We start from the raw sequence: 26,731 nt of genomic DNA, 5'->3' as shown, positions 1-26,731 counted from the left end.
TTTTTACTAATATAAAATCTCGAAAAAAGTCTTATAAAAAGGCTTTTTTCTTTTTGCTTAAATTGTTAAATGCTCATATGGAGTAAAAAGAAAATTAGGAAAGCCCTGATTGGTGGTGCCATTTCACAAATAAACGGTTTTTGAATTTCATTTCCAGCACTTAAGACATTAATCGCATGGTCCCTTTTGAGCTTCAATCCGTCCTCAACAGTGTAGGGAGAGATTTCTTCTAATAAATCTTTAAAGGTTTTCTTACTACTGTTGTAGATAGTGTAATGAGGTCCAGCAGCTTTGATGATTTCCGATAAGTCTTTAGGAATCTGCTCCCAAGAGTGAAATAGCCAAACATAGCCTAATCTCCATTTCCGGCTTTCGACTGCGGCCGACTTCCATGTTCTTGCTGATTTTAAGAATTGGTGCGGTTCATCAAATACCGCAAAGAATGTCGTGGTTATCTGTTGCCTGATAAACTTTGAGTCGTTTCTTTTTAACGTTGACGTTACCTAAATAAAGACCTCCAGTAGTTAGGGATTTATCAACTTCGATTTCCAGATTATCAATATGAGGAATATGATACTTTTCAAGAAAGGGTCCAGTAGGTAAAAGAAACAAGCGACTAATCTCAGGAATGCTATAGTAATCCTTGTTTATAAGGCCCCCTATTTTCCTTTGGAGCATTTTATTCCATGTTTTATCAGGCTTTGATTAGGCATAATCACAGGGTTAATGCTGTAGTCCGTCAGATCATTCACATAAAATGTATATAATGCTCGGGATTTATATGGTCTGCTCCCTATATTTGGTACCAAAAATGCCAGTGGCCTTTGTTTGTTACTATAAATCAATACTCAGAAAGAATTAACTATTGCTTACCTAACAAATTTAATGGATTATTTATTTAGGTTCCTTTTTAAATTAAATTTTTTACAGAAAGGATAAAAAAATATGGTGAAATTTCGGACGGATTCCTTGAATCGTACAAATAAAAGGAAACTTAAAAGGAAGTTTATACGAATTTTTAAACGGTCCATTTTATTATTTTTTTCAGCAGCAATTATCATTACTATTACTATTTTCTTCTTCCATTCATTAAATGATACTAAAAGTGATTCTAACAAAATTAGAAAGCATAAATCTAAAAATGTAAATCTCGTTTTGAAAAAAACTGTAACAAATGAGGTAGTAGATGTTAACCACGACCCTACTATTGACAGCTATTTAAAAAGTTTAAACTTTAACGGAACTGCGTTGGTTGTTAAAGATAATAAGGTTTTGATAAATAAAGGATACGGTTATGCAGACTTTGAAAAGAAAGTCCCAAATAATTCGAAAACCGTATTCTATATAGGTTCCATTACAAAAGTTTTTATATCTGCCTCAATCATGCAGCTACAAGAACTAGGGAAGTTAAATATAAATGATTATTTATCAAAATATATCTCTGATTTTCCAAATGGAAATCAAATTAAGCTATTTCATTTATTAACTCACACTTCTGGTATACCGGAACACTTGGAAACCAAGCAGGAAATTTCCCATGGAGATTTAATCAAGAAAATTGGACAAGGTCATTTGAAATTTCCACCGGGGACAAAATGGAATTACAGTGATTCTAACTATTCCATACTTGCGTACATTTTAGAAAAAGTAACAAAAGAACCGCTCGATGTTTATGTTAAGGAACATATTTTTAATAAAGCAGGTATGAAACATACTGGGTTCGGTGATGAATTTTACCATGAACCTTATATCTCAAAGGGATATAAGTTAAAGGATAATTCAATGATTTCACCATCTCTTCCTGATATGTCTGAGCTGTTTGGCTGCGGGGATATTTATACTACTCCATATGATATGTATTTGTTTGATAAAGCTCTTTATAATGGAGAATTGTTCTCAAAAAGCAGTTTACAGCTGTTTTTCACCCCATTTAAAGAAAATTATGCTTTTGGTATGTATAGGGATCCTGGAAGCTATTCGGATCACGGTGTACTGCCGGGATTCAACAGCTTGAATAGCTTTAGCAGAAGTGGAAAAAAATTTGTTGTGTTATTTTCCAATATACAAAACGGTGTAAAATCATTAGGCGTTGTGAATAATCAGATTTTTAATATTTTTCGAAATTAATATCTGTTTTCAGTAAAAAGTTACTAGTGAGTTAGTCTTATTTTTTGTAGCTATAGCCTATTTAAAACTATAAAAATCTTAACTGTAAACCTGTTCAAAAAGTACACTTATCAAGACCTAAATTGGAAAAAGTCATAAAAAATAAAATGCTATACATATTAGTCAAGTTTAATATGTATAGCATTTTTACTTATTTCTGAACAATCTTGCCCGATAATGGAATAGAAATGCATAATTTTTGTATATCCCAAAGATAAATATTCATAGTACTTTCTTTGCAAATAATACTGTTGGAATCCTTTTGGGTAATCATCTCCTATACCAACAACCTTGTATCCAAATTTTTGATATAAGTCTGGTGCGGAATCGGCATTTTTGTAATAAAAAGAATGTTTCTCCCCCAAAAAGGGCAAGTTAAATTTATCTGATTATTTTTGGGGGTCAATATGAAAAAGTTTGTTTTAATTCTTATCCCTTTCCTATTTTTTTCGTTTCAAATTACAGCTAGAGCTGAAAACAATAAAAAAAAAGAACTGAAGGCAGCGATTATAATTGATGATTTTGGAGGTGGTACAGGTGGTGTGAGGGATTTTTTAGAGGGGAATATTCCCATCACCGCAGCTGTAATGCCGTTCACCCCAACATCGAAAGAACATGCTGAATGGGCCCATAAAAATGGTATTGAAGTAATGGTACATTTGCCGATGGAACCAAAAAGAGGAAAAAGATCTTGGCTGGGACCAAAACCTATACTAGTCGATTTGCCCCTTAAAGAAGTAAGGCAACGGGTCGAGGAAGCAATTAATAACGTACCATATGCGGTGGGGATCAACAACCATATGGGCTCACTTGCAGTGGAAAACGAAAATATCGTCCGGACGATTGTAGAAGTAGCAAAGGAAAGAAACCTATTTATTATTGACAGTGGAACAAGTCCAAGAACGAAATTTCCAGAAATCGCAAAGGAGCTAGGTGTACCATTGTTAAAAAGGGATGTATTCCTTGATAATATTTCTTCGTCATCCTATGTAAGAAAACAAATGATCCAGCTAGCAAGAGTAACCGAATTTAATGGCCAGGGCATTGCCATCGGCCATGTTGGAGTAACCGGAAAAGTATGTTCAATTGGAGTTTTTGAATCGTTAGAGGAATTTAAAAAACGAAACATAAAGATTGTCCCAGTCTCTCAGCTTTTTCCAGTAACATTTCCTAATGGGTTTCCGCCAAATGCACATCATGCTAGGACAAATCATTATCCCTAAAAGGGTGCGTCAGGAAAATGCGAATTTAAAACGTTAAGGAATTTACAATATTAAAAAGTCCAATTTCTCAGTATAAAATTGAGAAATTGGACTTTTTTCGTTACTCCAGAAATTCGCCCTTTAATGGCATTACCTAAACCACTTCGTAAAAAATCTATCTTATATTTGTCACTTCTTCTTCTAACTTATCACCAGGTTTGACAAAAGATAGCGGCAAGTACGCTAGGATTTGCCATGCTACGTTGAATAGGTGGCTGCGGTGCTTTACCGCGTTTAATTTGCGCTTTTTGAGATGCATCACCTTTGCAATTTATACATTCAAGAGCGTGTTCAATGTTTTGAACTTTTTTCATTTTTGCAGGAATAAATTCTGCTTCTTCCCGTACGATTGTACTGCCAATCTCAATCATTTGTTCTTGACAACAGTCACATAGCGTATTTTCTAGATAATAGTGAATTGCTTTTACTTCTATATCATCACGTAATGAATCATTTGGTTTTCTCTTTTGAATAGTTCGAACAACAGTATAAGAAATAGTCTGTTGGCTTTGTTCTACTGTGTGCTCAGTTTCGCTAAAAGACGGGTCATTATCAAATAATGATACTTGTCCGTCCAGTGCGTTATATTTCGATTTCTCTGTTTTGATCCATATAAAAGCTTAGTTAAATGGCGCACTTGCTCGGTTAACGCTTCGATCTGTTTCGATAAATCTTTGTTTTGTTGATTCGAATGAGCCAATTGCTCTTCGAGCAGCCGAATTAATTTCTCGTATTGATTTTCATTTGTAGAAGAAGCGTTCGCCACATCATTCACAACTTTTCGATCGATTCCATTCTTCTTATTATAACTAGTTCGAAGTGCGGAATAAAGATATAATTAGTGGCTTAACGAATTTAGAACACACCTTTTGATGATGGTTGCATTGCTTTTGGCTGTTGGATGGATAACCCTTCAAGGAGCCAGCGAAGCTCCTGTTGTGAAAGATTGCATACTTCATTTTCATTTTTAGGCCATTTCAGTTTACCGTTATCCAAACGTTTATAAAGCATGGCGAAGCCATCACCATCGAAATACAAACATATTTATATCGGTCTTTAGTTTATAAGGTCTCTGAAACTGAAAGAGAAACAAAATTATTCAGCGCCGTTAAAAGTAAAATCCACTAATGGTGTATTCAAGCTAAACCTAAAATAGCAAAAAAAACGCAGGCTAATTTAAAAACCTGCGTTTTTTGCTTATTTATTGTACTTTTGAATAAGATTAAGGATTTTATCCTTATCCATATCTTCGATGATTAAACATTCAACAGCTGTAAGAAGGCTTTTTTATTTTCTTCTAAGAGCTGTTTATTTTCTTCGGCCAATTCCCAAGACGAAATAAAACTATATTTTTATTTTATGTAAGAAGAAGAAAATCCCGAACTTTTCTTCTTCAAAAAGGAGGCAGAACACAACCTGAGGTGCAGCAGATGGCTTTGGTTTATACAACATATGCCTAATTAGACTTTATGGCAGGGCTTGCCTAATTTACTTTTTTCTCCATATAAGCATTTAACAATTTAAGCAAAAAGAAAAAAGCCTTTTTTATAAGACTTTTTTATAAGACTTTTTTATAAGACTTTTTTCGAGAATTTAAATTAGTACCACACTACTGCACCGATAATAATTAATAAGATAAACAAAACTACGATTAAGGCAAAGCCACCAAAACCGGCGCCAAACCCGACACCTCCATAGCCAAATCCGGGGCAACCACAACCACCAAAACCACCATAGCCAAAACCATCCATATACACAACCTCCTTTCAATAAGGAATAGGTTATTTTTTAAACAAAACCACCAACAAAGGACGCTCCAATAATAATAAGAAGGATAAACAAAACAACGAGTAAGGCAAAGCCACCACCTGCGAAACCTACACCATCAGACATATACACAACCTCCTTTCAGCTGTCACCTATAAAATATGTAAAATATCAAAAAGGGGATGGGCACTTTCTGCAATTAAACCCTCTCTTAGGCTGTCTCCCTTTTCCATGCTTAAGTGTAGTCTTTTATTAAGTCGAAAGGATTAATAAATACAAAAAAGCCCTACTAGGGGCTTTTGGTGATTGAGACTGTCTTTGACAAGTCTATGTGCTAAGTAAGACTATGGCTTTTCGGCTACACTCTAGACTATGCATCAGTCTAACTTGAGTACCCAATCGGTTAAGCCTTATTTGGAGGAATTTTTTAGAACAGACCAAGAATGAATTCGAATTCGTTATAAATCAGCCCTTGTCCATTCCATTTCATAATCTTGTACATATATTATTATTACACCATCGTTAGCCAGACATATTACATTACCTTTACGGATATAAAGAACGTTTGCCTAAAGCAGATGTTTCTTTGCATTTTTAGGCATGTCGTATATTTTGCCTTATCAATATGATGTGTGTCCAAGCAATTCTTGTCTTATGAAATATGATACATAGTGAAAGATTTATTTCGGACATTCTAACAGGTGGTGATCAATATGTGCTTTGGAGGATTTGGCTACGGTGGGTTTGGCTACGGTGGGTTCGGCGGAGGCAGTACATTTGTTTTAATCGTTGTACTATTTATCCTTTTAATTATTGTTGGTGCTTCTTTTGTTTATTAATAAACCAATACAAGTTCTAGCGAAAAGAATCATTAATGCTGGAGGTGTTTAAACATGAGTGACGGAGCTACTTCTGGTTTTGCGTTAATCGTAGTATTGTTCATCCTTCTTATCATTGTTGGTGCATCATTTATGTTCTATTAATAATAAGATGGATTGAACGTAACCGGAGAAGTTAACTCCCTTAATCCGTTCTAGGTATTCGATGTCCTCTTTCATTCGTGATATTTAAACGAGACAGATTAAATATCATAAAAGGATCTTCGGTGGAAGATCCTTTTTTCCGTTCTATTGTAAATTGTTTTGTTGCGATTTAGCTGTAGCTTGGGCTTGTTGAGCTTGCTGGACTTGTTGTTGAGCTTGTTGAATTTGTTGTGTGTTTGTACTTGCTTGAGCAGATTGAACAGCTTGTTGCGCTTGTTGAGCAGATTGTTGTGCTTGTTGAGCAGATTGAACAGCCTGTTGCATCTGTTGTTGCTGTTGGTTTTGTTGTGTCATGAAAATACCTCCTAGGTATATGAATTTTGTTTGGAATTGAAAATAAAAACTCAACAATAATTAAAATTTGCAAGTTTGAAAAAGTTTATACATTTTTCAAGCTTAATATCCTTTATGTTACATTCAGTTTTGCTTCTGAATCCATAAAAAAGGGGGCACTACCTCTTTCTAGCCCAAAAATATCGAACAAAAGGTGATTTTTAGTCATCGACCATATTCTTATGTTTGATACTTTTTGTTAAAATCTATTGATTCCCTATCTAAAGGACGGATGAGTCGGTAAGTTAAGCTTTTTGCGTGGTATCACTAAAGGAGCTATTTTCTAAATGAAAAAACCCTAGTTTACTGTAACATTTTCCTCTTGTATTGAATTATTGTAATTTAAGTCGGTTTGTTCCTGATGAGCCTGATCGAAAACAAGAGTTGGTGCCGGCTTTTTAAATCCTTTGGTAATAAAGGTCAGGAAAATGCATCCAATAAAACTCCATGTAACTCCCGTAATTAAAGCCATTTTGTTTAGATTAAACCACATAAGCACAATAAAAGATATCCCAATTAACGGAAAAATAAGATACATAATAAAAGCTTTTATAGACCTCATCTTCTCCTGTATAATGTAATGCTTTATTACGCATACGTTAACAAAAGTAAACGCAACGTAAGCACCAAAACTAATGATAGAAACAGCTTGCTCATATGTTAAAAATATCGAGATTAAACCAAGAACACCAGTAATTAAAATATTATAAACTGGGATACCCGATTTAGGACTGATATATCCAAATATTTTTGTAGGCAAAACATTATCTCTGCCCATCGCATACAATAATCGAGTAACCCCCATTTGTGCAGATATCCCCCCTACAAGAACGCTAATAATAACTATTCCTATAAAGACTGAGACAAATAGCAGTCCTCCAATTTTTTGAGCAATTTCTACATCTGGATTAGAAAAAATACCGACGTTAGGAAAAACTACCTGCATAAAATAAGAGACAATTGTATACATAACACCTATGAAAACAACTACTCCTACCATAGCTCTTGGAAGCGTTTTCGTAGGTTTGTGAGTTTCCTCCGCTAACATACTAATTTCATCTATTCCAATAAATGAATAAAAAAGAACAACCGCACCAGAAAATATCACAGGTATTGTCAAGTTCTTCGAAATAAAAGGAGTCAAAGAGAAAATGTGAGCAGATCCAACATTAAATTGGAATTTAATTAATAAAACAACAAAAATGGCTGAGATAATTAACTGTAGTAGAACAAGTAAAGTGCTAAAGGAGACAGCAACTTTAACATTAAATAAATTTGCTAGCGTCGTAAACAACATAGATCCTACAACCCATATCCATGCTGGAACTCCCGGAAAAAATGCTTCAGCGTAAAGTGTAATTGATAAAACATAAACAACAGGAAAAAAGAGATAATCAAACAATGCGGCCCATCCTACCAAAAAACCTAAATTTGGATTAAAGATTTGCTGAACATAGGTGTAAGCAGAACCTGCTCTTGGAAATTTTTTTATCATATGACAATAACTGAACACTGTAAACAAAATACCCATGGTAGCTAATATAAAAACTGAAGGGACATGGCCGTTTGTATTTATTGATGCAGTCCCAAATGTAAGAAAAACCGTAGTTGGTACCATAAGAGATAAACCAAGTGCAAACACCCCAAAAAAACCCAATGTCCTTTTTAATTCGCCACTTTTTGTTTCCATCCCATAAATTCCTCCATTTATTATTAAGGATTCCTCTAAATGTACATGTTTACTGTCTTATGAATATCCAAATATATTATTGATATAGGATTCTTTTGAGAGGAAATCATTATCCCTCTTAAATTTTCTTAATCCTCTGTCTTTCTACTAAAAATAAAAACAAAAATTTTCTAGTCTGAAAATGCATAAAAGTACTAAGGCGATTTTAAAATTATCAAAAATTACCCAGAAGGTATCGAAACAGTTATGATGAAATAAAGAACCTGGTAAGGGTTCTCTATTTCTTATTGTGATCGTACTAAAGTTACCCCTTCTCTATTTCCTATTCTGATTGTATTGGAGATAAACGACATGTGTCTGTAGATACTCCTCTAAACCATGTTTTCCATCTGCACCGCCGATACCGGATTTCTTCCATCCTGCATGGAATCCCTGAATCGCTTCAAAATTTTCTCTATTAATATAGGTTTCGCCAAATTGCAATTCGTTACTTGCACGCATCGCAACGTCTAGGTTCTGAGTGTAAATGGAAGAGGTTAACCCATATTCACAATCATTCGCAAGGTCGATAGCCTCATCTAAATCCTTAAAGGTCGCAATAGGTAAAACCGGACCAAAAATTTCTTCCTGCATAATTCTCATATCGTTCGTTGTGTTAATAAGTACGGTTGGCTCATAATAATAACCAACTTCTCCAGAACGCTTACCACCGGTTAACAACTCTGCTCCTGCAGCAATGGCATCTTTTACATGATTCTCGACTGCTTCTAGCGAGCTCTTATTTACTAGCGGACCCATATCAATATCTGAATGAACTAATGGATTGCCAAATTTTGTTTGATTCATCGCTTCGGTAATTTTTTCATAAAACACATCAGCTATATCTTCATGGACATACACTCTCTCAGCACAGTTGCACACCTGTCCTGTATTTATGACACGGGAAGCCACAATTGACTTTACAGCAAGATCAAGGTCAGCATCCGCCATAACAATGGCTGGTGCTTTTCCGCCTAGCTCTAGAGATACTTTTGTGATATTTTCAGCCGCTGCACGCATGACTGCAGCACCGGCATTATAACTGCCTGTTAAACTCACCAAACCAACTTTTGAATTTGAGGCAAGTTCATTCCCAATCAAACTTCCACTTCCGGTAACGAAATTAATAACTCCCTTTGGCAATCCAGCCTTTTCAACAATCTTTGCAAATTCAAGTGCATTATTCGGTGATTCTGCACTTGGTTTAAGGACAATCGTATTTCCTGTTAGTAAAGCAGGTGCCGCTTTACGGGCAATCAGGAAAAACGGAAAGTTCCAAGGAAGAATTCCCGCAACAACCCCAATCGGTTGCTTAAATACAAAGATATTTTCGTTTGGACGGTCACTTTGGACGATTTCACCTTCATAACGTCTAGCCCATTCAGCCGTATATTCAATATAGTCTGCCGTAAAGTTAACCTCAACCTCAGCAAGGGCAAGCGTTTTCCCCATTTCTTCTGATATAACCCTAGCTAACATGTTAGCATTTTCACGAATGCCCTTTGAAATAGCTCTTAAATACTGTGCTCTTTCAATCGCTGGACATTTCGCCCACTGTTTCTGAGCCCTGGCAGCAGCATCAATCGCCTGGCGGACATCGGCTAAAGTGCCTTTAGGAACCTCCGAAATTACCTCTTCCGTTGCTGGATTAATCACTTGTGAAGTTTCATTTGAACTGGAATCAACAAATTCCCCATCAATGAACATCTGATATTTTGTGGTCGCAATCCGCATACTAACTTCTCTCCTCAACTTAAATTATTTTTTTAAAATTGCAGGAACTTACGTTTCTTAAAATTAAAGCGCATTCAAAGATTTGAGTACGAGGCTTTGGAAATGATGAACAGCATGCTCACTAAAATCTCCTGTCCGATCTTCGTCCACTATTAATCTTCCACCAGGATATCCCTTTGATTTAAGACCCTTTTGTACCTTTTCGCAAATTTCAATATCTTCTGGATTCAGCGTTTTTTCCATAAAATTAATGCCTGCCCATCCCTCTTCTGTAGGTTCTTTATCTAAGAAATAGAAATCAAAGTACTCCGTAGTTGTGTCAGGTCCTGTAGGAACGATATGGAATATTTGTAGAGCGGTTTCACCTGGATTTGCGTTAAACATGGTCATTGGCCATAACCAATAGGCATAAAAGTTTTGATTTCCGCCATTTTGGTCAATCTTGTAAGGGGCATTACTATTTGGCTTACCCATGGGCGAAATGTGTGAAGAGTAATTTTCGTAAATATGTGATTTATAATTCTTTAAATCAATTAATTCGCATAATGCTGGATGAGTAGTACTACAATGGTTACACTCTAAGAAGTTATCAACAACAACTTTCCAGTTTGCTTTCACCTCAAATTTTATCCGATGAGCAAACGTCAATTTATCTAGATCTGGAACAAAGCGACGAAGATCTTCTTCTAGACCGTCATAAACAACGTGTACCGGCTTTGCACTCATATCCATATTAATAAAAATTAAGTTTGCATATTCTTCTACTCTTACTTGTGTTAAGCAATGCTCACTAGCATCAAAATTTTTTACCTTTTCTTGTCCTCGCGCCTTATTAAGTTGACCGTCCAGACGGAATGTCCATGAGTGATAAGGGCAAGTAATGATAGACTTTTTACCTTCTCCTTCAACTAATTGGTGACCGCGATGAGGACACACATTATAAAAAGCTTTTAATTCGTTTTCTTTTGTTCTAGTAATAAAAATCTCTTGATCAAGAATGGAAAAAGTAACGTAGGAGCCTGATTCTATTAACTTTTCTTTGTGACAAACAAAAAGCCAATTTTTAAAGAATATTGCTTCTTTCTCCATTTCAAAAATTTCAGGACTAGTGTAATATGGTGCCGTTAAAGCATAGGATTGTTCTGGATCCTCATGAAACCTATGTGGAAAAGGCGCAGTTGTTTTTAACATGTTTTATTTCCCCCTTAAACAATTAATTATAAAAAGACAGTCCGGACGGTCTGCAAAATCATCATAACATCAGATAAACACTTTTTCAATAGTATTAATAGATAAAATTTTCAGAATTAATTCGTGTATTGATATCTACAAAGATTAAAATTTCATATAATAACTATGAATAGGTTATAATTTTGAAGCTGGATCTATATAAGTTTTTGCTTTGTTTACAGCAGTCGGCCCCTCGATTATTAACCTTATCTGGATAGGCTACAATATCTCTCCCACAATAAATTCTTCGAATATTTGTCTCTCCTTTAAAGTTAACAATAATGTTTCCTCATTCCATTTCTAATCCCCATTCCTTAATTGGGCCGATTGACATAACAAAGCCAAAATTAACAGCTCGATCATCGACTTCGAGCGTTTCCATTTCATTTATTTTTATTATTATGATTCGTACTTTTTCTATCTTGTCTATACCTTCCAATCTCCAGACTGTTTAGGATTAATAGCATTCACCCCTTATTTTCGCAATAACTGAATTTTAATAATTATCGTTACAAAGTTAAAGCCGGTATTTGATTATTCAAATACCGGCTTTGATAGAAAACATCTATGCGTCCTTCTCCATTTTAACTTGATGTGATTGTGTTTGGGACTTACCTGTCTCTCCACTAAGATTTAGCCCGATTACACCAGCAATAATCAATAAAATAGAAATAACTTTAATTAGAGAAAACGATTCATGAAACAAAAATATTGATATACATGTAATGATAGCTACACCTAATCCTGCCCATACAGCATAAGCTATACCTACTTCAATGGTTTTGAGTGATATGGTAACTAGGATCAGACTTAGTCCATAAAAAACAAAGATCAAGATGGACGGGATTAACTTTGTAAATCCTTCCGAAATTTTCATCGATGTTGATCCTAATACCTCTGCAATAATACCCAAAATAAGATAAATCCATCCCATTTTATCACTCTCCAGAAAAGTAGATGATTGATTTAAAATAAAAATCCTTTAAAATGGTATTTTATAGTCCTTCAAAACCATCATAAAGGAATTTCCTTAAATCAAAATAAGTTTTTTATAATATGATAACAGTCATTCGTTGTTTCTAGTTAAAGAATATAATTTATCCAACACTTTTTCACGAAAATCATTATCAAGAGGTGCTAATCCAAACATATCACAAAACCATAATCCATCGATGGCAAGTCTTATAATAGTTGCCAATACAGGGTCTAATCCATCTTCCTCTACTCGTTTTTGCCATATTAAATAGTGATCCTGTACAGGTTTTAGCAATTCTGGATCTGTAGCAATTGCAGCTAATAACCCAGCTTCCATTTGTTCGGGATCTTTAAGGGATACATCTATATAAGCTCTAAGCGTATGACCTGGATTTGAATCTAAAGCAGATTTTTCTTCTAAACTTCTTGAATATTTTTCAAGAACAGAATTAAGTTGCCCTTGAATCAGTGCTCTCTTATTAGGAAAATGATGGAGAAGACCACCTTTACTAACGCCTGCCTCTTCCGCAACATTTGCTAATGAAAAATGTGAAAAACCCTTTGTATTAATAACACGTGATGCAGCATCCAATAATTCCTCATTCAAAGCCTTCTTTTTCAAATTTATCCCTCCTATAATAAGTATACCATCCGGACGGTTTCTAGGCAATATTTTGAAAATTTTCGACTCTTAGGAAGCATTGACAGACAACCTGTCCCTTGTAGAGTACAGTGGACAGGTTGTCTAGGTGATTTTTAGGTGTCCAATTTTATGTGTTCACTTCAGAAGGAGATTTGATTGGATTTCTTGACAGCCTGAACGTCATTCTTTATAGAATGGAGTTTTCTTTCATCTATTTATCCTTTACTCTTTGCATTCTTTTGACCTTATATTGTTCAAAATCCCACTTCGATAAAAATTCTTTTGTGGAAGTATATCCTGACTTATAGAGAAAATCGATTTCATCCTCATTCAGTTCAAAATCAGTTGCGTTGATGTCACCAGTCGGAATTTGAATCGTACGTTCAATCGTTTCTTCGTTCATATATCGTAAATCATGGGCTTGAAGCATCGTTTTAAAAATATTTTTGAGAAGGTGGATCGGCGTTGGTATAACTGGATCTATGTTAACTTTATCTTTCACAAAATGGAATCCAAACGTTGGAAATCGAGGGTGGTCCACATCAAATATCCATATTGGGAAGTTACTAAGTAAACCACCATCTAAAATGTAGGATTTGTTACGGTCTTTTGATTTCCAAATAACTGGACGGAAGAAAAATGGCATAGAGGCACTCATCATAACAGCAGTTGAAACTTTTAAATCAGCAGGAGCCATCCCATAGCGATTCAAATCATCTGGAAAAATTAGCATTTGGCCATTCGAAACATCAGAAGCAATAATCTTCAATTTTCCAACTGGAAGGTCAGCAAATGTCTTAATGCCTTTTTCTGAAAGAAGTGAATCCACCCATGTTTCCAAGTAATCGTTTTTATAAATTCCAAGATGAATCATAAGTTCTAAAAAGATACCGATAATGGGAATTCGATTGATGAAGGTCTTACCTCGAAACTTTGAAAAATCGAGTTCACTCACACGATCTCTAATTTCATAGCTTTTGTATCCGCTTGCCAAAAGAGCAGCTATTAATGCTCCCGCTGATGTTCCAGCCAATCTTTGCCATTCTACTTTTTCTTCTTCCATTGCTTGAATCGCTCCAATAAAAGCAATTCCTCTAACTCCACCACCTTCAAAAACAGCATCTGCCTTCAAATTTTTACCACCTCGCGATAAATAATATTAAATGCTAGGATAAAATTTAGAATAAATTCAAAATTTGCAATCTCCTATTCTACAATCTGGCTATTTACACGAAAAAGTCGTGTTCTTTAATAAGTGCGCCCATTAATTAAACTGTCAATATTATCGCCCGTTTTATAAGTTAGATAAGTTACAAAAATTGTCGAATGATTTTCTGGCGGCCTAAGCATAGTAAACTTTTCATTCCTTCATAAAACCAGTAATTTGATGACACAGCTCCTCGGGATGGGTAAGATTGACCATATGGTCAGCACCTGGAAATTCTATGATTCGAGCGTTTGAGTGCTTTCGAAAGTAATTGGCAACACGAAGGTTATCGGGTGAATCCTCCTTACCGATTATCAATAATGTTTTGGGCGTCAATTCTCCTAATCTTTCGATCGCCGGTGGTTGCGGCCAAATCAATTTAACAGCCGGCCATTCAAACATTCGGTTCATATGGTGCTGGAGCATTTGAACCATCAAATTCCGGTGAGGACTCACCGTTACAACACGATACGACGGATCACTAAGTAAAAGCTCAACCATCTTATCGATATCAGGGGCAGCTTCATGAATCTTCTTTATGTTCTCTTCAAATTCCTTTGAATAGCTAAACCCAGATAATCCGGGCGCAAGCAAAACAAGTTTTGAAACCCTTTCAGGATAGTTCAGTGCGAATTCAGTGGCAATTTGGCCACCCATTGAGTGACCGATAAGTGTCGCCTGATTGATTTCTAGATGATCAAGCAGAGACAGCAAATCTTCAACATAGTTGACATCTTCTAAAGGGGACGGTGATTTCCCAGTCCCTCGACCGTCAAAAGCTACGACCTTGTAGTGTTTCTCTAAAAGACATGCGACAAATTTCCAGTTCCGTACATCAGCACCACCAGTGAGGAGAACCACAGGATGACCATTACCATTAACTTCATAATACAAATCCATTGAAATCACTCCACCCATTACAATTTATTATTTTTATGAACTCCTTGGGAAGATTAACAAAAAAATAAAAATGGAAATTAAGTTTTCACCTCCCCCCTCCCCTAATTAAACGTATTACATATTTTACCACAATAAAGTAAAAACGCACTGAATTTTTAGATAATTCCTCATTTTGTTCAACTATCAACTTCTTTAATTCAAATAGCTTACTCCATTTAATAGCCCTATTGTGGTATAGCATGACTATAGTTTTTAAACAACTTTATTCTAAATGTAACATCGTTATTGTCATTTAACATTTAGAGTTATAAAGTGTTTTTCATTATCATTTAAAGTGAAAAATCCACCTCTCACCTTTTCTCTTTCTGTTGTCTTCATGGGAACGGGAGATATGAATTTGCAGATATCCTTGTCAAACAACTTCGCAAGGACCTAAATGGTTTAATTCAAAAAGTTTAGAACAAGCACCTTGATATCCGTTGGATTTGGCGAGTATGCACGTGCCTTTCAATATAAGCGTTGGAAAAGAGCTGAGAATCATTTCCAGTTGAGTTTTCGAAGGTGGATACAGTAACCCAACTTTGGGAAACTTGGACCATAGTATTATTAAATGAAAAAAGAATACCCATTTAATGAAAAAACCACCTGTTGCATTAAGCAGGAATAAACTTGCTCATGATTAGAAAACAAGAAGCCATGTCCGGGACATGGCCTTCTTCTTATATATAGTTGTTTAGGTGTTTTGCAAACCCTTAAGTGCATTTAGCAAGTTTATTCCGTTTGGGCTTCCCAGCCCAGACACAGGATCCCAGCCTTTTTTTGCCTTATAGGCGCCTGGTTCATTACTGGATACATTGTTTCCGGTTGTAATATCATGAAACGCTTTACTGCTGGCCGGTAGGTTATAAAGGGATGGATTCAAAAATCCTACCGGATGGCCGAGTTGCTGATTAATTAATGCAATCAACCCTGCCCAAAGTGGAGCCACTGCACTTGTTCCGCCAAACACAGCTTGCTGACCGTCAACGAAAACCTGATAACCAGTAGCCGGATCAGCGACTCCGGCAACATCAGGTACCCCACGGCCTTTATTTCTTTGAGGGTCTGCCGAAAGAGGAACATGAGCAGCTGTCTGCCAGGAAGGCAGAGTAAATACGTCACTTACCCCTCCTCCAGTACTGCTGTCAGGTCCTTCGTTCCACACAACCTCTCGCGTAATAGTTTGTCCGGAGCCAAGAAGCTTTGTTCCTCCACATCCAAGAACATGAGGGCTAGAAGCAGGGAAATCTACATGAACAGTCCCATCAGTCACGCCATCTGCTGAACCGCGGTCACCAGCGGCACAGCAGATGGTGACACCGAGAGCGGCGGCATCCTGAAAGGCGCGGTCCATCGCTTGCATTGCCTGGCTTGTCCATTGATTTTCCGGGGCACCCCAGCTAATCGAAATAACAGAAGGTTTATTTATCGTATCGTGAATCGCCGTTGTAATGGCGTTAAGGAAACCTGCATCTGTGTTTGGCGCGAAGTAAACGGCAAGTTTCACGCCGGGGGCAACCGCACCTGCTACCTCAATGTCCAATGCCACTTCACCATCCGGGCCGTTTGGATCTCCTGTCGGCTGATTGGCTGCTTCATTCACTAACACGTCTGTTAAGATGGGTTGGACTACTCCGAGGGATGAAAAATATTGTTTCATTTCATCAGGGTGATAGCCTCCGCCTAATTCAATAATCGCGATACATTGGTTACTGACATTAATATTCTGTGGAAAATGATACAGGCTTGCTATTTGATCAGGAGTAAAGGAATTAGTAGCAGCTTGATTTCTATGTGGTTCACTCTTTTCCTCCAAAATCCGAAAATGCGGCCGCAACTGCGGACGGTTGTCCAATCCAATAACCGCTTCGACAATATCGGAGAGATCTTGTGGGATATGGACCGGCCCGGTACGGCCCCGATAAGTAAAGTTTTGATGTTCGTAGATGGCAAGCTGTACTTTAAAGGCTTTATTAAATGCTGATGCAGGACCGGCAAGCAATAAAGTACCGGCGGCAACATTCACTTCTTTAATGGAAAGTCCATTGTTTGCAGCGAATTCTTCCACTTTGTTTAAATCCTCTTGGTCGGCACCATGAGCCGCAATAAATTGTTCATGGCTGAGATGCTGTATCGGTGTTAACGGCGAAGTGCTTTTTTTCTCTAAGAAACTGGTAACTGGCGGACGGCGGACAAGCAAGGTTGCAGATATTTCTTCATCAGGATGGATGGGAGTTGATTTTACGGCATCGGGTAGCAGTTTTCTATCACTTCCGGGAATCTGTACGTAAGGCTCCTGGTTGTTAAGCAGGTGATTTTCTTTTTCCATGTTTCATCCTCCTTATCTTTGTTAGAGTATTATTATAAGATGTTAAAACATTCCATGTAAGGTACGAAAGTTTTCTTTTTATAAAAATGGTGTAAGGTCATATTGAAGTTTCGCGTATTGTGGCCCGAAGCCTTGTCAGCACTGAATTTGTTAGTATCCATGTTACAAATCTAGCACCTCCCTTCATCTTCTATATAGAGTTTAGAGGGGGAAGAAGGTCAGAAATTTCTGCAATTGATAAAAGATTATAGTGGGTTTTCCCTAGAATCGAACTATGCAGAAAGACCCAAACGAATGTTCTGTTTAGGTCTTTGTGGATTACAATCCGTTTTAAGATTTTCCTTGATATTAGTACCCCTGTTTTCATGGTAGTAATGGCAAAGATGAATCGGCCGATTGGCTCTTTTTTTAATTTTGACTATGTTAAACGATTATGTTGATATTTGAATAAAACGAACTGTTGTTCTATAATAGTTGAAACTTGGATGTTCATTATTATGGAATTAGAAAAAATGAAACAATATCTATCTGATAATCCTAATCCTCATTTACTGAAGGATGTTATAGGGTTTACGTTCGCTTATTCCGAGGAAGAATTTATGGAAAACTATGATACAAACCTAAAGCAGCTTATCTCGATGATTACCGACTTTCAATCGTGGATAAAGGAACAAAGTGTTTCAACTAAGTTCATTTCCGTTTTAGGTATGTAATTTATGGAGTACAAAGAACTTCTAAATACTGAAGTCCTTTGTAAATATTAAAAATCAACAATATTATTTAACAGAGCCAAAGTAAAAAACAAAAAGAGGGAGCTACCCCTCTTTCCTTTCTGCAACTTCTTCCATCATGGATTCGATCCACTCGACAGCTTCTGGTTTGTTGCTGAAATCATCCGTTAGACCGGACAAATTGTGTGATGGCTTCGTCTTCCTGAAAATATCTACCTACATAATATCCCTTGCTTGAATTTGCTACCTTCAACCCATGAAAACTTGTTTCCATTCTCTATCACTCCTTTTTTGTTTTACCTCTCCGAATCTTTGCGAATAGGGCTGTCAATGGGCTTGAAGTTTGTGAAGTTTTTTAAGCGCCCTTCTTAAAAAAGTTCACAAAGTTTGCGTAGCGCTAGTGTAACACCCTTGACCGCCCTTATGAGCAAACGATTACAATTAAGAGAACAAAGAAGGAAATTAATAGGTCCGTATAAAGCGATCTAACGTGATACCGTTGGCTAGGTTTGTACGAGAAGCCCTAGGTCTTTAAGATTTTCGACTCGTTTGGTACGTCGGCCTGACGTAAATGGAACGAACCTACGGAATGTAGGCGTTAGTTAAATAGACTAAACTAATAAGAGGATACTATGTTCCAGTCTGATTAGTTACTTACTATAATTTGAATTTGTTCTGTCGTTAAGTTCCGAATAAACTCAATAAAATCAATGCCCTTAATTCCAAATTCCTCACATTTCTCCATATACCTGCTATAGGCTTGTTCATACATTCCCATTTTACTTGTTCTCCTTTCGTTCTGTACCTGTGACTTTTTGAAAGATTATTCATAGGAAGCTAGTTTTTGCACTATCTTCATGCCCTGTTCTTGGTATGAGCCCCACCTACGCTGTATACCGTGATAGCCACCCCTGCTATCTGACCTATAGTTGTGAAAAAGGAACAGGGCAATCATATAGCACGATTATTCATATTCGTTACCTTAGGCTTCATGATTTCCGATGCATCTTTCACACTCATATAAATAAGATTCGTGTTGTTCCTCAATGATGTCTCCACATTCACGACATACTTTTTCCGGTAAGTTACGGTAGAATTCTAAAGTTAACATTTTCATGACCTCCTGATATAGTGGATATATTTGTTAGATTTATTGTATTATAACAGATTTCAAGAGTCAACAACTGTTATATAATTATTTTTAAGTTTACTAGGTGTGAATTATTTGATTGAAGATAGTCAAAAAGATGGTTCTGGTGCAAAAATCATTTGATAGAGACATAGAACCTAAATGACCTGTTCAATGACAGTTTATGATGCGATTCCAAACAACTTATGTATAAATTTGACTTCATTTTGGACAGACTTCACTTGTTGTGTTTTTTCATCATATGCATCGCTTCAATGGCACTCAATATAGAAGTGGCTGTTTCATACGACTTAAATCCCAACATAGAACGCACACGTTTCTTAATGAACGATGATCTTGTTCCACTATATTGTTAGGATACCGTTTTCGCCTGATTTTGACTCGATCAGGCATCAGCTTTTCCTCTTTTAACTGTTCAATAGCTAAAAGATACGCTGGATTTTTATAAACCGTTACGACACGTGGTGTTGTAGAATGATAAACAGCCAAGGCTTTTTTTAAGCGCTTGGCTGCTTTGGTATCACTTGATTTACTTAAATAAAATCAATCGTATTTCCTTATGAATCAACGGCACGATATAGGTACATCCATTGACCTTTGACTTTCACATACGTCTCAATGATGATCCCAATCAGGAAGAATTTTTTCATTTTGAATATTTAGAGGCCGTCTTTGACGGTGATAAAATCCCTTTCCTTGGTTCCAACTAATTTCATAATACTAGAAAGGATGAAATAAAGGACATGCAACCAATGAGAAACTACGAAACGATCACGGACATGAAATCCAAACAAGAATTTTTTTCGATTCAAAATAGGGTACAATAACTTTTGTTTTCACTTCATGCCCAATCAATAATCTTATAATTTTTATGTGCTAAACATTTACGAACGAATTTATATCTATGGCACGTTCTATTTTTCTTTTCACTCTTTGTAAAGCATTATCTACGGATTTTACATGTGTATTTAACTCTTCCGACATTTCTACATACGATTGTCCGTCTAAATAAAGGGATAACACTTTTCTTTCTAGTTCACTCAATAACTTAGTTAACTTTAATTTAAATTCACAATCTTTTTCTTTATTTAACACCAACGACATAGGATCGCTATTACTAGTACCAGGAATCAAGTCCATAAATGTAACAGAACCATCTTCCTCATATACAGGCTTGTCTAAAGAAAGATAAGAATTTAGAGGTTTTTGCTTTTGTCTGGTAGCGTGTTTAACAGCAGTAATCATTTGTCTTTTGATGCACATATCAGCAAATGAAAGAAATGAGGACATTTTTCCTTTTTGGTAATCCCTAATTGCTTTGTACAATCCAATCATTCCTTCTTGCACAATATCTTCTCTGTCTCCACCTATCAAAAAATATTTACTTGACCTTGAACGCACAAAGTTCTTATATTTAAAGATTAATCGTTCTAACGATTCACTATCTCCGTTATGTATATTATCTATTAATATCTCATCTTCAAGCTCATTGTTTACTTGAATCCCGTCAACACATATCGCCATTCTTATCCCCCTTTTTTGCCCAGAAGCAGTTGTTATTTTAATGAAAGCGTTATTAAATAATAATAACTTAAACTACTTCTTTTATAAATGGAGATTCGTTATAATCGATAGACGAATTACGACAAAATGTGAAAACTCTTATTGTTGCACCACCCCCAATTTATGGAAATATTTTTTTGATTTTGCTAAACAAATAGTGCTAGTTTTGAACTTTTAACCTAAAATAACTTTACATTCTTACATATTTAAATTGTTTCCCTTTTTTATATACACTTATTTCACCTATTGAAGCTAGATAACGTAGATAGGCATTGGTTTCTCCAATCGCAATCCATTGGTCAAATACACTTGAATCTACTGGAAATAATGATTGTGATACTTCGTATGCATTCATTTCTCCAGTTATATGCTCTAGTACAAAGCCTATCCGTTCTTCATAGTGATGTAGAAGCTCAGTAATCCGCTCTTGAACATCAGTAAAAATGGGACCATGTCCTGGAAGCACCAATGAAATTTTCATTAATTTTATCCTTTTCAATGTTGCAAGGTAGCTGCTTAATGGATTTTCATCTCCGTAACCATGATATGAAATATAAGGGATCGTTTCTTTAGTCAAGTGATCGCCCGAAAGGAGAATCTTCCAGTCCTATCATCTTCTATTTGTTGCAAGCGCGAGAGCTGTTCAGCTTTGCCGTGAGATTATTCCTGGCGCTCAAATCGGATTAGGTGTTTTTAATCCTTTTAATGTCAACTATCTTTCACCTTTATAACGAAATAATCCCTCCATTAAACAAGTTTTCCTTATCGGTTTCATAAAAAAATCCACCTTTCAAAAAGAATTTGGTGGATTTTGACTCACTAGTACACCTAAAATCAGTCGCACTAGTACTATGTAACTCTCAGAAAAAAAACTGGTGACTCTCAACTCACTGTTCAAAACAAATGTATGAAAGGCTTAGATACGGTCGGAGCCCATGATAACACTGAATTTGGCTTGGTGAGACTGCGTGGGAATCGAACCCATCAGTTTAAAGCCTCTCTCAATTGAGAGGGGCTTTAGGCCATTTTGAATTAATGCGGAGTACTTCTCATGTTGGTTTATTAACGATTCTTTCGATAAGTGCATATACCGCTCCAATTTGATCAAGCTCGCTCTTGTGCCGTAAAACCTTGGTTGACTACCTTTTTATTATTTAAGAAACATGAAAATCCAAAGGTTGTAATACTTGCAAACACAATACTTAACGCACTGAACCATGTAATTGAAGATAATGATATTTGCCCCACAATTACTCCACCGAAACCTGCACCAACCGCAAAACCTAATTGCATCATCGATTGGTTCAGACCTAGCAACACATCTGAGGATTCAGGTGATATCGTTGCTAAATTATATTGCTGAGTTGCACCTGATGACCAGCCCGCAAATGACCAGACTGTCAATATAATAAATACTGCAATAATGGAATGCGATATGAATGAAAGCACGACTAAAGATGTTACGTTTACAAGTAACCCTCTTTTTAATGTGAAAATTACGCCTCTTTTATCTGCACTTAAGCCACCTAGTTTAGAACCAAATAAGCTTGCAACTCCAAGAACAAGTAAAGTAATGCTTAAAAGATGATCACTCATACCTACAGTATTTACAAGGAATGGAGATAAATAAGTAAAAATAATCCCGTACCCTGTCATTAAAAAGAAGGTGATTGATAATGCTAAAGCAATTTTTGGTTTTTTAAACATAGCAATTTGTCTCGTTAAAGGGATTGAAGCATCACCATTCATTTTTGGTATTGTATTTATAATAATAAAAATGACAAGTAAAACTAACAATGCGATACCGATAAATACAAATTTCCAGCCATACGTAGATGTAATAAAACGTCCAATAGGAACGCCAATGATTAATGATGCGGTAAATCCCATGACGACTGTTGCAATTGAACTTGCCTTTTTATTCGCAGGCGCAATCTTTGCTGCGATACTTAAAACTGTAACGACCGCTACTCCTGTACTTAAAGCCATAATAATGCGAGCAATCATAAATAATCCATACCCTGGAACAATCACTGAAAGTAAATTTCCTACAATAAAAACGAATAACGTATAGATCAATAATTTACGTCTTTCCATTTTAGCCGTTAACACCATTAATATAGGTGTACCGATTGCATAGGCGAATGAAAAGACTGTAATTAATTGACCAGCCGCTCCAATTGACACTCCTAGAGCATCTGCCATTTTATCCAAAATCCCTGAGATGATGTATTGTGAAGTACCAACTAAAAAACTTATCAATGCTAAAATATAAATCTTTACTGTATTTGACATGTGAAATTTTCTCCTCAATATCATTATTAATTTCTATGTTTCTATAAATACTGAAATAATATATAAAATGAAAGAAGCTATCTAAGCTTCTTTCTATTCTAGTGCTTTAAATTAATGTATTAAGATGCTTCTTTACATCGTATTCTTCCACTTCTTCACCATTTTTTAAACGATGAATAAAATCAGGATTAGAAATTAATGGACGTCCGAAAGCAGCGACATCAATTATTCCCTCTTCAATTGCCTGATTTGCCATTTCTGGGTTTAATGTACCTACCCCAATAATGACACCGTCCCAGTATTTTCGGACTAATTGATGCATCGTTTTTCCATCTGCAAGCACTCGATCAAATTGCATAATAGATGGGTGAATCATTGTTGCACCCGCTTCCTTCAATGCCTCAACAAAGGTACGAATAGCCATTTCTGGATCTTCCCACATGTAATTTGGTATATCTGCTTTATGAGCAGAGAATCGGATCATTGTTCGTTCTGTACCGATTGCGTCGATAACTGCTTTAATTACTTCTTTCATGAACGTTAATCTTTGAGCAAGGTCACCACCATATTCGTCTGTACGATGATTTGTAATATCTGAATTAAATTGGTCAATTAAGTATCCGTGGGCACCGTGAATTTCCACACCGTCAAAACCTGCTGCTATTGCATTTTTCGCAGCTTGCGAATATTGATTGATTACTTCATTAATATCTTCAATTGTCATTTCTTCAGGAACATCATATGGCTTACGGAAACGAGAGACAAGGCCTTCAGCTGGAATAGCTGATGGTGCTTGAGGAGGCAGATTTCCAGCAAGCTCGTGATGAGATAAACGACCAACATGCCATATTTGAGCGATCATTGTTCCTCCCTCTTTATGAACAGCATCCGTTACTTTTTTCCATCCCTTAATTTGTTCGTCTGAATAAATGCCTGGAATTCCAGGATAGCCTTTTCCACGAGGACTAATGACCGTTCCTTCTGAAATGATTAAACCAACTCCATCGGCAGCACGTTTTCGATAGTATTCAACAATATCCTCTCCTACTACCCCCGTTTGATCATCTGCAAAGGATCTTGTTAACGGTGCCATTGCGATACGAGAGCGTAAATTCCATGCTCCGATTTTTATCGCTTCAAACAATTTACTTTCTAAACCATTTTTTAAATTTCCGCAAGAATTTGTTTCTTTGCTAATTTGACTCATACATGTTCCCCCGTTCATTTCATTTATTCGGTATTTCTATAAATACTGAAATTAAAATTAAAATTATTCCGCTTTAACATTAAAGTAAAGCGGGAGCATATTGTGCAAGGACTTCTCGTTGTAAACTGTAATATCTGAAGGTTCCCTCTCTGCGAACTGCTAATATTCCGCAATCGAGTAATGGTTTTAAATGATGCGTCAATGTTGAATTGGCAGGTACTTTTAATTGATTTGCCATTTCCAGGCAAGCTAACTCAGATTGTTGTGCAAGTAATTTTACGATTTGTAAACGAGTCGATTCACCTAATGCCTTATAGACTTTTACTGCAATATCATCATTCACCTTTAAAAACCTCCTTTCAGCAATTCCTATTTCAGTATTTCTAGAAATATTGTATTTAATCAGAGATGCTCTGTCAAGAGAGTGCTTTTCCATTTTTTAATTCAAAGGCTGTTTTCTTAATTTAAGAATGTGATTGTCATTTTCACTTCGTGATGCTCGATACTAAATAAAATAATTATATTTTAATGACTTTTAGTCTAATTATCTTTTTTAACAATAATTTTCAATATTTTTCTTTTCGAATACAATTTATGTCTTTAGAGTTTTTTTATCAACCTTGTGACTGAAATAAGATCAATTAAAAGATTTGTTTCTCCCCAACGAAGAATGGTCTTCTGATATTTCTTTACTTTACATTAATATAACAAGAGAAAAGGCGAGATTAGCAGCAGAAGCACTGGATAAACGTGGAGAGAAACGAAAAGCTAACCAGCATTTTCCTAATCTATAGATCGAAGGTTCGAATCCTCTCCGAGATGTCTTTCTAAAGAAGATGATCCCACTTTGTGGAGGGCTTACTATTGAAGAAGCGTTTTCAAAAATATCAATAATGTTTTTCCTTACTAAATGTCTACTTGACAATGGACAGTTCACTTTCAGACACCATTTAAATGCATTTAGGGCAAATTCCTTGTAATTCAAAAAAGTGATGAGTTACATCAAATCCCGATTTAATTTTAGCGAATTCTTCCACTTGAATTAATTTAGGATAATAAAAGTCTGCAAGATTTCCGCAAATTTTACATCTAACATGGTAATGAAAGGCAGTAGCCCATTCAAAGCGACTAGCAAATTCCCCAAAGGACAATTCATTTATAAGTTTATATTTCTTAAAGCATTTTAAGTTACTATATATCGTGGCTGGCGTTAAACTAGGCAAAAATTTCTTTAAATCTTTACAGATTTCATCTACCGTCGGATGAGAATCAGAAGTGGCCATATACTCTAATATGGCTAATCTCGGTGTGGTTAGCTTTAATCCATTTTCTTTTAATACCTTAAAACCTTGTTGAAACCGTGGATGATTCATATTCATCATCTACAACATCTCCTTTGTATTTTTTCATTCATCATGTTTGTAAGTTAGAGAATATTATAAGTTTAATGGGAGAGCACCGTTAAAATTGAGAATAACATTCAAAATCATTACCCTTATAAAACACGAATGCTGTCATCCAAATTAGATAACAGCACTATTATGTGTTTTAGAATCTCTTTTTTTTGGTATGGATGAAATTAGGGAATTTAATTGCCATGCGCTGATTTTTTACCGAAATAGAGACCGACTAAAGGTAGTCGGTCTTCTTGGTGATAACAGAGATGATATAATACAACTTTCATAGGGCTTTGTTACTTTAATAGACGTAGTCATTAATTAAGGTCGAAACGATCTGCATTCATTACCTTGACCCAGGCAGCTATAAAGTCACGAACAAACTTCTCTTTGTTATCTTCTTGAGCATACACTTCTGAAATGGAACGTAGAACTGAGTTTGAACCAAACACTAGGTCAACTCTAGTTGCTGTACGTACTGCTTCACCTGTCTTGCGATCACGTCCTTCATATACGCCTCCGTCTACAGGCTTCCATTCTACTGCCATGTCAAGCAAGTTAACAAAGAAGTCATTCGTAAGTGTGCCTACACGATCAGTGAAAACTCCATGTTGCGTGCCACCATAGGTAGTTCCTAGAACACGCATACCACCAACAAGTGCTGTCATTTCTGGTGCAGAAAGGTTTAGCAGCTGTGCCTTGTCTACAAGCAGCTCTTCTGCGCTTACACTATACTGCTTCTTCTGATAATTGCGGAAACCATCAGCGATAGGCTCTAACACTGCAAAGTTTTCTACATCCGTTTGCTCTTGTGTTGCATCTCCACGTCCAGCAGCAAAAGGAACAGTGACCTCAAAGCCTGCATCTTGTGCAGCTTTTTCTACTGCGGCACTACCGCCTAGTACAATCAAGTCGGCAAGGCTGACTTTTTTATCTAGATGACTTTGAATTTCTTCTAATACAGTAAACACTTTTGTAAGTTGTTCCGGTTGATTCGCTTCCCAATCCTTTTGTGGAGAAAGACGGATACG

26 protein-coding genes and 2 pseudogenes are annotated in these 26,731 nt (G+C 36.2%); 5 read left to right on the top strand and 23 right to left on the bottom strand.

All coding sequences use genetic code 11. The features are described from left to right. Positions 1–969: 969 nt before the first annotated feature. A complete protein-coding gene (locus tag BIV60_RS24965; protein ID WP_177177399.1) occupies positions 970–2,127 on the top strand; it encodes a serine hydrolase domain-containing protein in 1,158 nt (385 codons plus the stop codon). 446 nt (positions 2,128–2,573) lie between these two features. Continuing rightward, on the top strand, positions 2,574–3,389 hold the full coding sequence (locus BIV60_RS24960) for a divergent polysaccharide deacetylase family protein (protein WP_083402451.1): 816 nt from the start codon (positions 2,574–2,576) through the stop codon (positions 3,387–3,389). 206 nt (positions 3,390–3,595) lie between these two features. Here BIV60_RS24960 and BIV60_RS31165 read toward each other — a convergent pair. The 4 genes and pseudogenes from BIV60_RS31165 to BIV60_RS28815 all read right to left on the bottom strand — a co-directional run. After that, positions 3,596–4,194, bottom strand: a pseudogene (locus BIV60_RS31165) (IS66 family transposase zinc-finger binding domain-containing protein); the annotation flags it as partial. 89 nt (positions 4,195–4,283) lie between these two features. Next, entirely contained in the window at positions 4,284–4,466 is a 183-nt protein-coding gene (gene tnpB, locus BIV60_RS28825) for a transposase (RefSeq protein ID WP_256218544.1), read from the bottom strand. A gap of 560 nt (positions 4,467–5,026) precedes the next feature. Further along, entirely contained in the window at positions 5,027–5,179 is a 153-nt protein-coding gene (locus BIV60_RS28820) for a YjcZ family sporulation protein (protein WP_083402449.1), read from the bottom strand. Positions 5,180–5,216: 37 nt separating this feature from the next. Beyond that, entirely contained in the window at positions 5,217–5,321 is a 105-nt protein-coding gene (locus BIV60_RS28815) for a YjcZ family sporulation protein (protein ID WP_083402448.1), read from the bottom strand. A gap of 587 nt (positions 5,322–5,908) precedes the next feature. Here BIV60_RS28815 and BIV60_RS28810 point away from each other — a divergent pair. Further along, a complete protein-coding gene (locus BIV60_RS28810) occupies positions 5,909–6,034 on the top strand; it encodes a YjcZ family sporulation protein (protein WP_083402447.1) in 126 nt (41 codons plus the stop codon). A gap of 54 nt (positions 6,035–6,088) precedes the next feature. Further along, entirely contained in the window at positions 6,089–6,178 is a 90-nt protein-coding gene (locus BIV60_RS28805) for a YjcZ family sporulation protein (RefSeq protein WP_083402446.1), read from the top strand. A 144-nt stretch (positions 6,179–6,322) separates the two neighbouring features. On the opposite strand, the gene BIV60_RS24950 is transcribed toward BIV60_RS28805, so the two are convergent. The 9 genes from BIV60_RS24950 to BIV60_RS24910 form a co-directional block, all read right to left on the bottom strand. Beyond that, positions 6,323–6,532 carry a hypothetical protein gene (locus BIV60_RS24950; RefSeq protein WP_071358403.1) on the bottom strand — a complete coding sequence of 70 codons (210 nt, stop codon included), beginning with the start codon at positions 6,530–6,532 and terminating at the stop codon, positions 6,323–6,325. A gap of 337 nt (positions 6,533–6,869) precedes the next feature. Beyond that, complete coding sequence (locus BIV60_RS24945; protein WP_071358402.1) at positions 6,870–8,261, bottom strand: APC family permease; 1,392 nt, start codon at positions 8,259–8,261, stop codon at positions 6,870–6,872. Between the two features lie 315 nt (positions 8,262–8,576). Next, positions 8,577–10,034 (bottom strand): aldehyde dehydrogenase, encoded by a 1,458-nt coding sequence (gene aldA / locus BIV60_RS24940; protein WP_071358401.1) that lies wholly within the window; start codon positions 10,032–10,034, stop codon positions 8,577–8,579. A gap of 63 nt (positions 10,035–10,097) precedes the next feature. Continuing rightward, complete coding sequence (locus BIV60_RS24935; protein ID WP_071358400.1) at positions 10,098–11,225, bottom strand: aromatic ring-hydroxylating oxygenase subunit alpha; 1,128 nt, start codon at positions 11,223–11,225, stop codon at positions 10,098–10,100. Positions 11,226–11,829: 604 nt separating this feature from the next. Beyond that, complete coding sequence (locus BIV60_RS24930; RefSeq protein ID WP_071358399.1) at positions 11,830–12,198, bottom strand: DMT family transporter; 369 nt, start codon at positions 12,196–12,198, stop codon at positions 11,830–11,832. Between the two features lie 132 nt (positions 12,199–12,330). After that, complete coding sequence (locus BIV60_RS24925) at positions 12,331–12,861, bottom strand: TetR/AcrR family transcriptional regulator (RefSeq protein WP_177177398.1); 531 nt, start codon at positions 12,859–12,861, stop codon at positions 12,331–12,333. A gap of 232 nt (positions 12,862–13,093) precedes the next feature. Then, a complete protein-coding gene (locus BIV60_RS24920; protein WP_071358398.1) occupies positions 13,094–14,014 on the bottom strand; it encodes a patatin-like phospholipase family protein in 921 nt (306 codons plus the stop codon). Between the two features lie 228 nt (positions 14,015–14,242). Beyond that, positions 14,243–14,989 carry an alpha/beta fold hydrolase gene (locus tag BIV60_RS24915; protein WP_071358397.1) on the bottom strand — a complete coding sequence of 249 codons (747 nt, stop codon included), beginning with the start codon at positions 14,987–14,989 and terminating at the stop codon, positions 14,243–14,245. Between the two features lie 733 nt (positions 14,990–15,722). After that, positions 15,723–17,357 carry a S53 family peptidase gene (locus BIV60_RS24910; RefSeq protein WP_071358396.1) on the bottom strand — a complete coding sequence of 545 codons (1,635 nt, stop codon included), beginning with the start codon at positions 17,355–17,357 and terminating at the stop codon, positions 15,723–15,725. A gap of 497 nt (positions 17,358–17,854) precedes the next feature. Here BIV60_RS24910 and BIV60_RS24905 point away from each other — a divergent pair, with 497 nt between their 5' ends. Continuing rightward, entirely contained in the window at positions 17,855–18,070 is a 216-nt protein-coding gene (locus BIV60_RS24905; RefSeq protein WP_071358395.1) for a hypothetical protein, read from the top strand. A gap of 664 nt (positions 18,071–18,734) precedes the next feature. Here BIV60_RS24905 and BIV60_RS30640 read toward each other — a convergent pair. From BIV60_RS30640 to BIV60_RS24870, 10 genes and pseudogenes are all read right to left on the bottom strand, one after another. Continuing rightward, complete coding sequence (locus BIV60_RS30640) at positions 18,735–18,866, bottom strand: hypothetical protein (RefSeq protein ID WP_256218543.1); 132 nt, start codon at positions 18,864–18,866, stop codon at positions 18,735–18,737. Positions 18,867–19,070: 204 nt separating this feature from the next. Continuing rightward, complete coding sequence (gene yhfH, locus BIV60_RS28800; RefSeq protein WP_083402444.1) at positions 19,071–19,199, bottom strand: protein YhfH; 129 nt, start codon at positions 19,197–19,199, stop codon at positions 19,071–19,073. Between the two features lie 200 nt (positions 19,200–19,399). Further along, positions 19,400–19,855 (bottom strand): annotated as a pseudogene (locus BIV60_RS28795) (IS6 family transposase); the annotation flags it as partial. Between the two features lie 259 nt (positions 19,856–20,114). After that, positions 20,115–20,762: an RNA polymerase sporulation sigma factor SigH gene (gene sigH, locus BIV60_RS24900; RefSeq protein ID WP_071358394.1), complete on the bottom strand. Its 648-nt coding sequence runs from the start codon at positions 20,760–20,762 to the stop codon at positions 20,115–20,117. A gap of 229 nt (positions 20,763–20,991) precedes the next feature. Next, positions 20,992–21,378, bottom strand: coding sequence for an MBL fold metallo-hydrolase (locus BIV60_RS24895; protein ID WP_071358393.1), 387 nt, complete (start codon positions 21,376–21,378; stop codon positions 20,992–20,994). Positions 21,379–21,905: 527 nt separating this feature from the next. Beyond that, positions 21,906–23,096 (bottom strand): MFS transporter, encoded by a 1,191-nt coding sequence (locus BIV60_RS24890; protein ID WP_071358392.1) that lies wholly within the window; start codon positions 23,094–23,096, stop codon positions 21,906–21,908. A gap of 106 nt (positions 23,097–23,202) precedes the next feature. Then, the gene (locus BIV60_RS24885) at positions 23,203–24,303 is read right to left on the bottom strand and encodes an alkene reductase (protein WP_071358391.1); all 1,101 of its coding nucleotides are present in this window, start codon (positions 24,301–24,303) and stop codon (positions 23,203–23,205) included. A gap of 79 nt (positions 24,304–24,382) precedes the next feature. After that, positions 24,383–24,646 (bottom strand): ArsR/SmtB family transcription factor, encoded by a 264-nt coding sequence (locus tag BIV60_RS24880; RefSeq protein WP_071358390.1) that lies wholly within the window; start codon positions 24,644–24,646, stop codon positions 24,383–24,385. Positions 24,647–25,253: 607 nt separating this feature from the next. Next, positions 25,254–25,685 carry a Fur family transcriptional regulator gene (locus tag BIV60_RS24875; protein WP_256218542.1) on the bottom strand — a complete coding sequence of 144 codons (432 nt, stop codon included), beginning with the start codon at positions 25,683–25,685 and terminating at the stop codon, positions 25,254–25,256. 332 nt (positions 25,686–26,017) lie between these two features. Then, a partial coding sequence (locus tag BIV60_RS24870; protein WP_305728412.1) for a peroxidase family protein occupies positions 26,018–26,731 on the bottom strand: 714 nt, incomplete at its 5' end.

It is taken from the genome of Bacillus sp. MUM 116 (assembly GCF_001866655.1).
Classification (GTDB): Bacteria; Bacillota; Bacilli; order Bacillales; family Cytobacillaceae; genus Neobacillus.
Note: the sequence above shows the minus strand (reverse complement) of the source record. Positions and strands in the feature narration are given on the sequence as shown.

What these genes read in the sequence shown, in the direction of transcription:
- BIV60_RS24915 (WP_071358397.1), bottom strand. Translation starts at nt 14,989, where the DNA reads ATGGATTTGTATTATGAAGTTAATGGTAATGGTCATCCTGTGGTTCTC.
- BIV60_RS30640 (WP_256218543.1), bottom strand. Translation starts at nt 18,866, where the DNA reads ATGGGAATGTATGAACAAGCCTATAGCAGGTATATGGAGAAATGTGAG.
- BIV60_RS24935 (WP_071358400.1), bottom strand. Translation starts at nt 11,225, where the DNA reads ATGTTAAAAACAACTGCGCCTTTTCCACATAGGTTTCATGAGGATCCA.
- BIV60_RS24930 (WP_071358399.1), bottom strand. Translation starts at nt 12,198, where the DNA reads ATGGGATGGATTTATCTTATTTTGGGTATTATTGCAGAGGTATTAGGA.
- BIV60_RS24945 (WP_071358402.1), bottom strand. Translation starts at nt 8,261, where the DNA reads ATGGAAACAAAAAGTGGCGAATTAAAAAGGACATTGGGTTTTTTTGGG.
- BIV60_RS28820 (WP_083402449.1), bottom strand. Translation starts at nt 5,179, where the DNA reads ATGGATGGTTTTGGCTATGGTGGTTTTGGTGGTTGTGGTTGCCCCGGA.
- aldA (WP_071358401.1), bottom strand. Translation starts at nt 10,034, where the DNA reads ATGCGGATTGCGACCACAAAATATCAGATGTTCATTGATGGGGAATTT.
- BIV60_RS24875 (WP_256218542.1), bottom strand. Translation starts at nt 25,685, where the DNA reads ATGATGAATATGAATCATCCACGGTTTCAACAAGGTTTTAAGGTATTA.
- BIV60_RS24960 (WP_083402451.1), top strand. Translation starts at nt 2,574, where the DNA reads ATGAAAAAGTTTGTTTTAATTCTTATCCCTTTCCTATTTTTTTCGTTT.
- BIV60_RS28805 (WP_083402446.1), top strand. Translation starts at nt 6,089, where the DNA reads ATGAGTGACGGAGCTACTTCTGGTTTTGCGTTAATCGTAGTATTGTTC.
- BIV60_RS24890 (WP_071358392.1), bottom strand. Translation starts at nt 23,096, where the DNA reads ATGTCAAATACAGTAAAGATTTATATTTTAGCATTGATAAGTTTTTTA.
- BIV60_RS24885 (WP_071358391.1), bottom strand. Translation starts at nt 24,303, where the DNA reads ATGAGTCAAATTAGCAAAGAAACAAATTCTTGCGGAAATTTAAAAAAT.
- yhfH (WP_083402444.1), bottom strand. Translation starts at nt 19,199, where the DNA reads ATGTTAACTTTAGAATTCTACCGTAACTTACCGGAAAAAGTATGTCGT.
- sigH (WP_071358394.1), bottom strand. Translation starts at nt 20,762, where the DNA reads ATGGCGATATGTGTTGACGGGATTCAAGTAAACAATGAGCTTGAAGAT.
- BIV60_RS24950 (WP_071358403.1), bottom strand. Translation starts at nt 6,532, where the DNA reads ATGACACAACAAAACCAACAGCAACAACAGATGCAACAGGCTGTTCAA.
- BIV60_RS24910 (WP_071358396.1), bottom strand. Translation starts at nt 17,357, where the DNA reads ATGGAAAAAGAAAATCACCTGCTTAACAACCAGGAGCCTTACGTACAG.
- BIV60_RS28810 (WP_083402447.1), top strand. Translation starts at nt 5,909, where the DNA reads ATGTGCTTTGGAGGATTTGGCTACGGTGGGTTTGGCTACGGTGGGTTC.
- BIV60_RS28815 (WP_083402448.1), bottom strand. Translation starts at nt 5,321, where the DNA reads ATGTCTGATGGTGTAGGTTTCGCAGGTGGTGGCTTTGCCTTACTCGTT.
- BIV60_RS24905 (WP_071358395.1), top strand. Translation starts at nt 17,855, where the DNA reads ATGGAATTAGAAAAAATGAAACAATATCTATCTGATAATCCTAATCCT.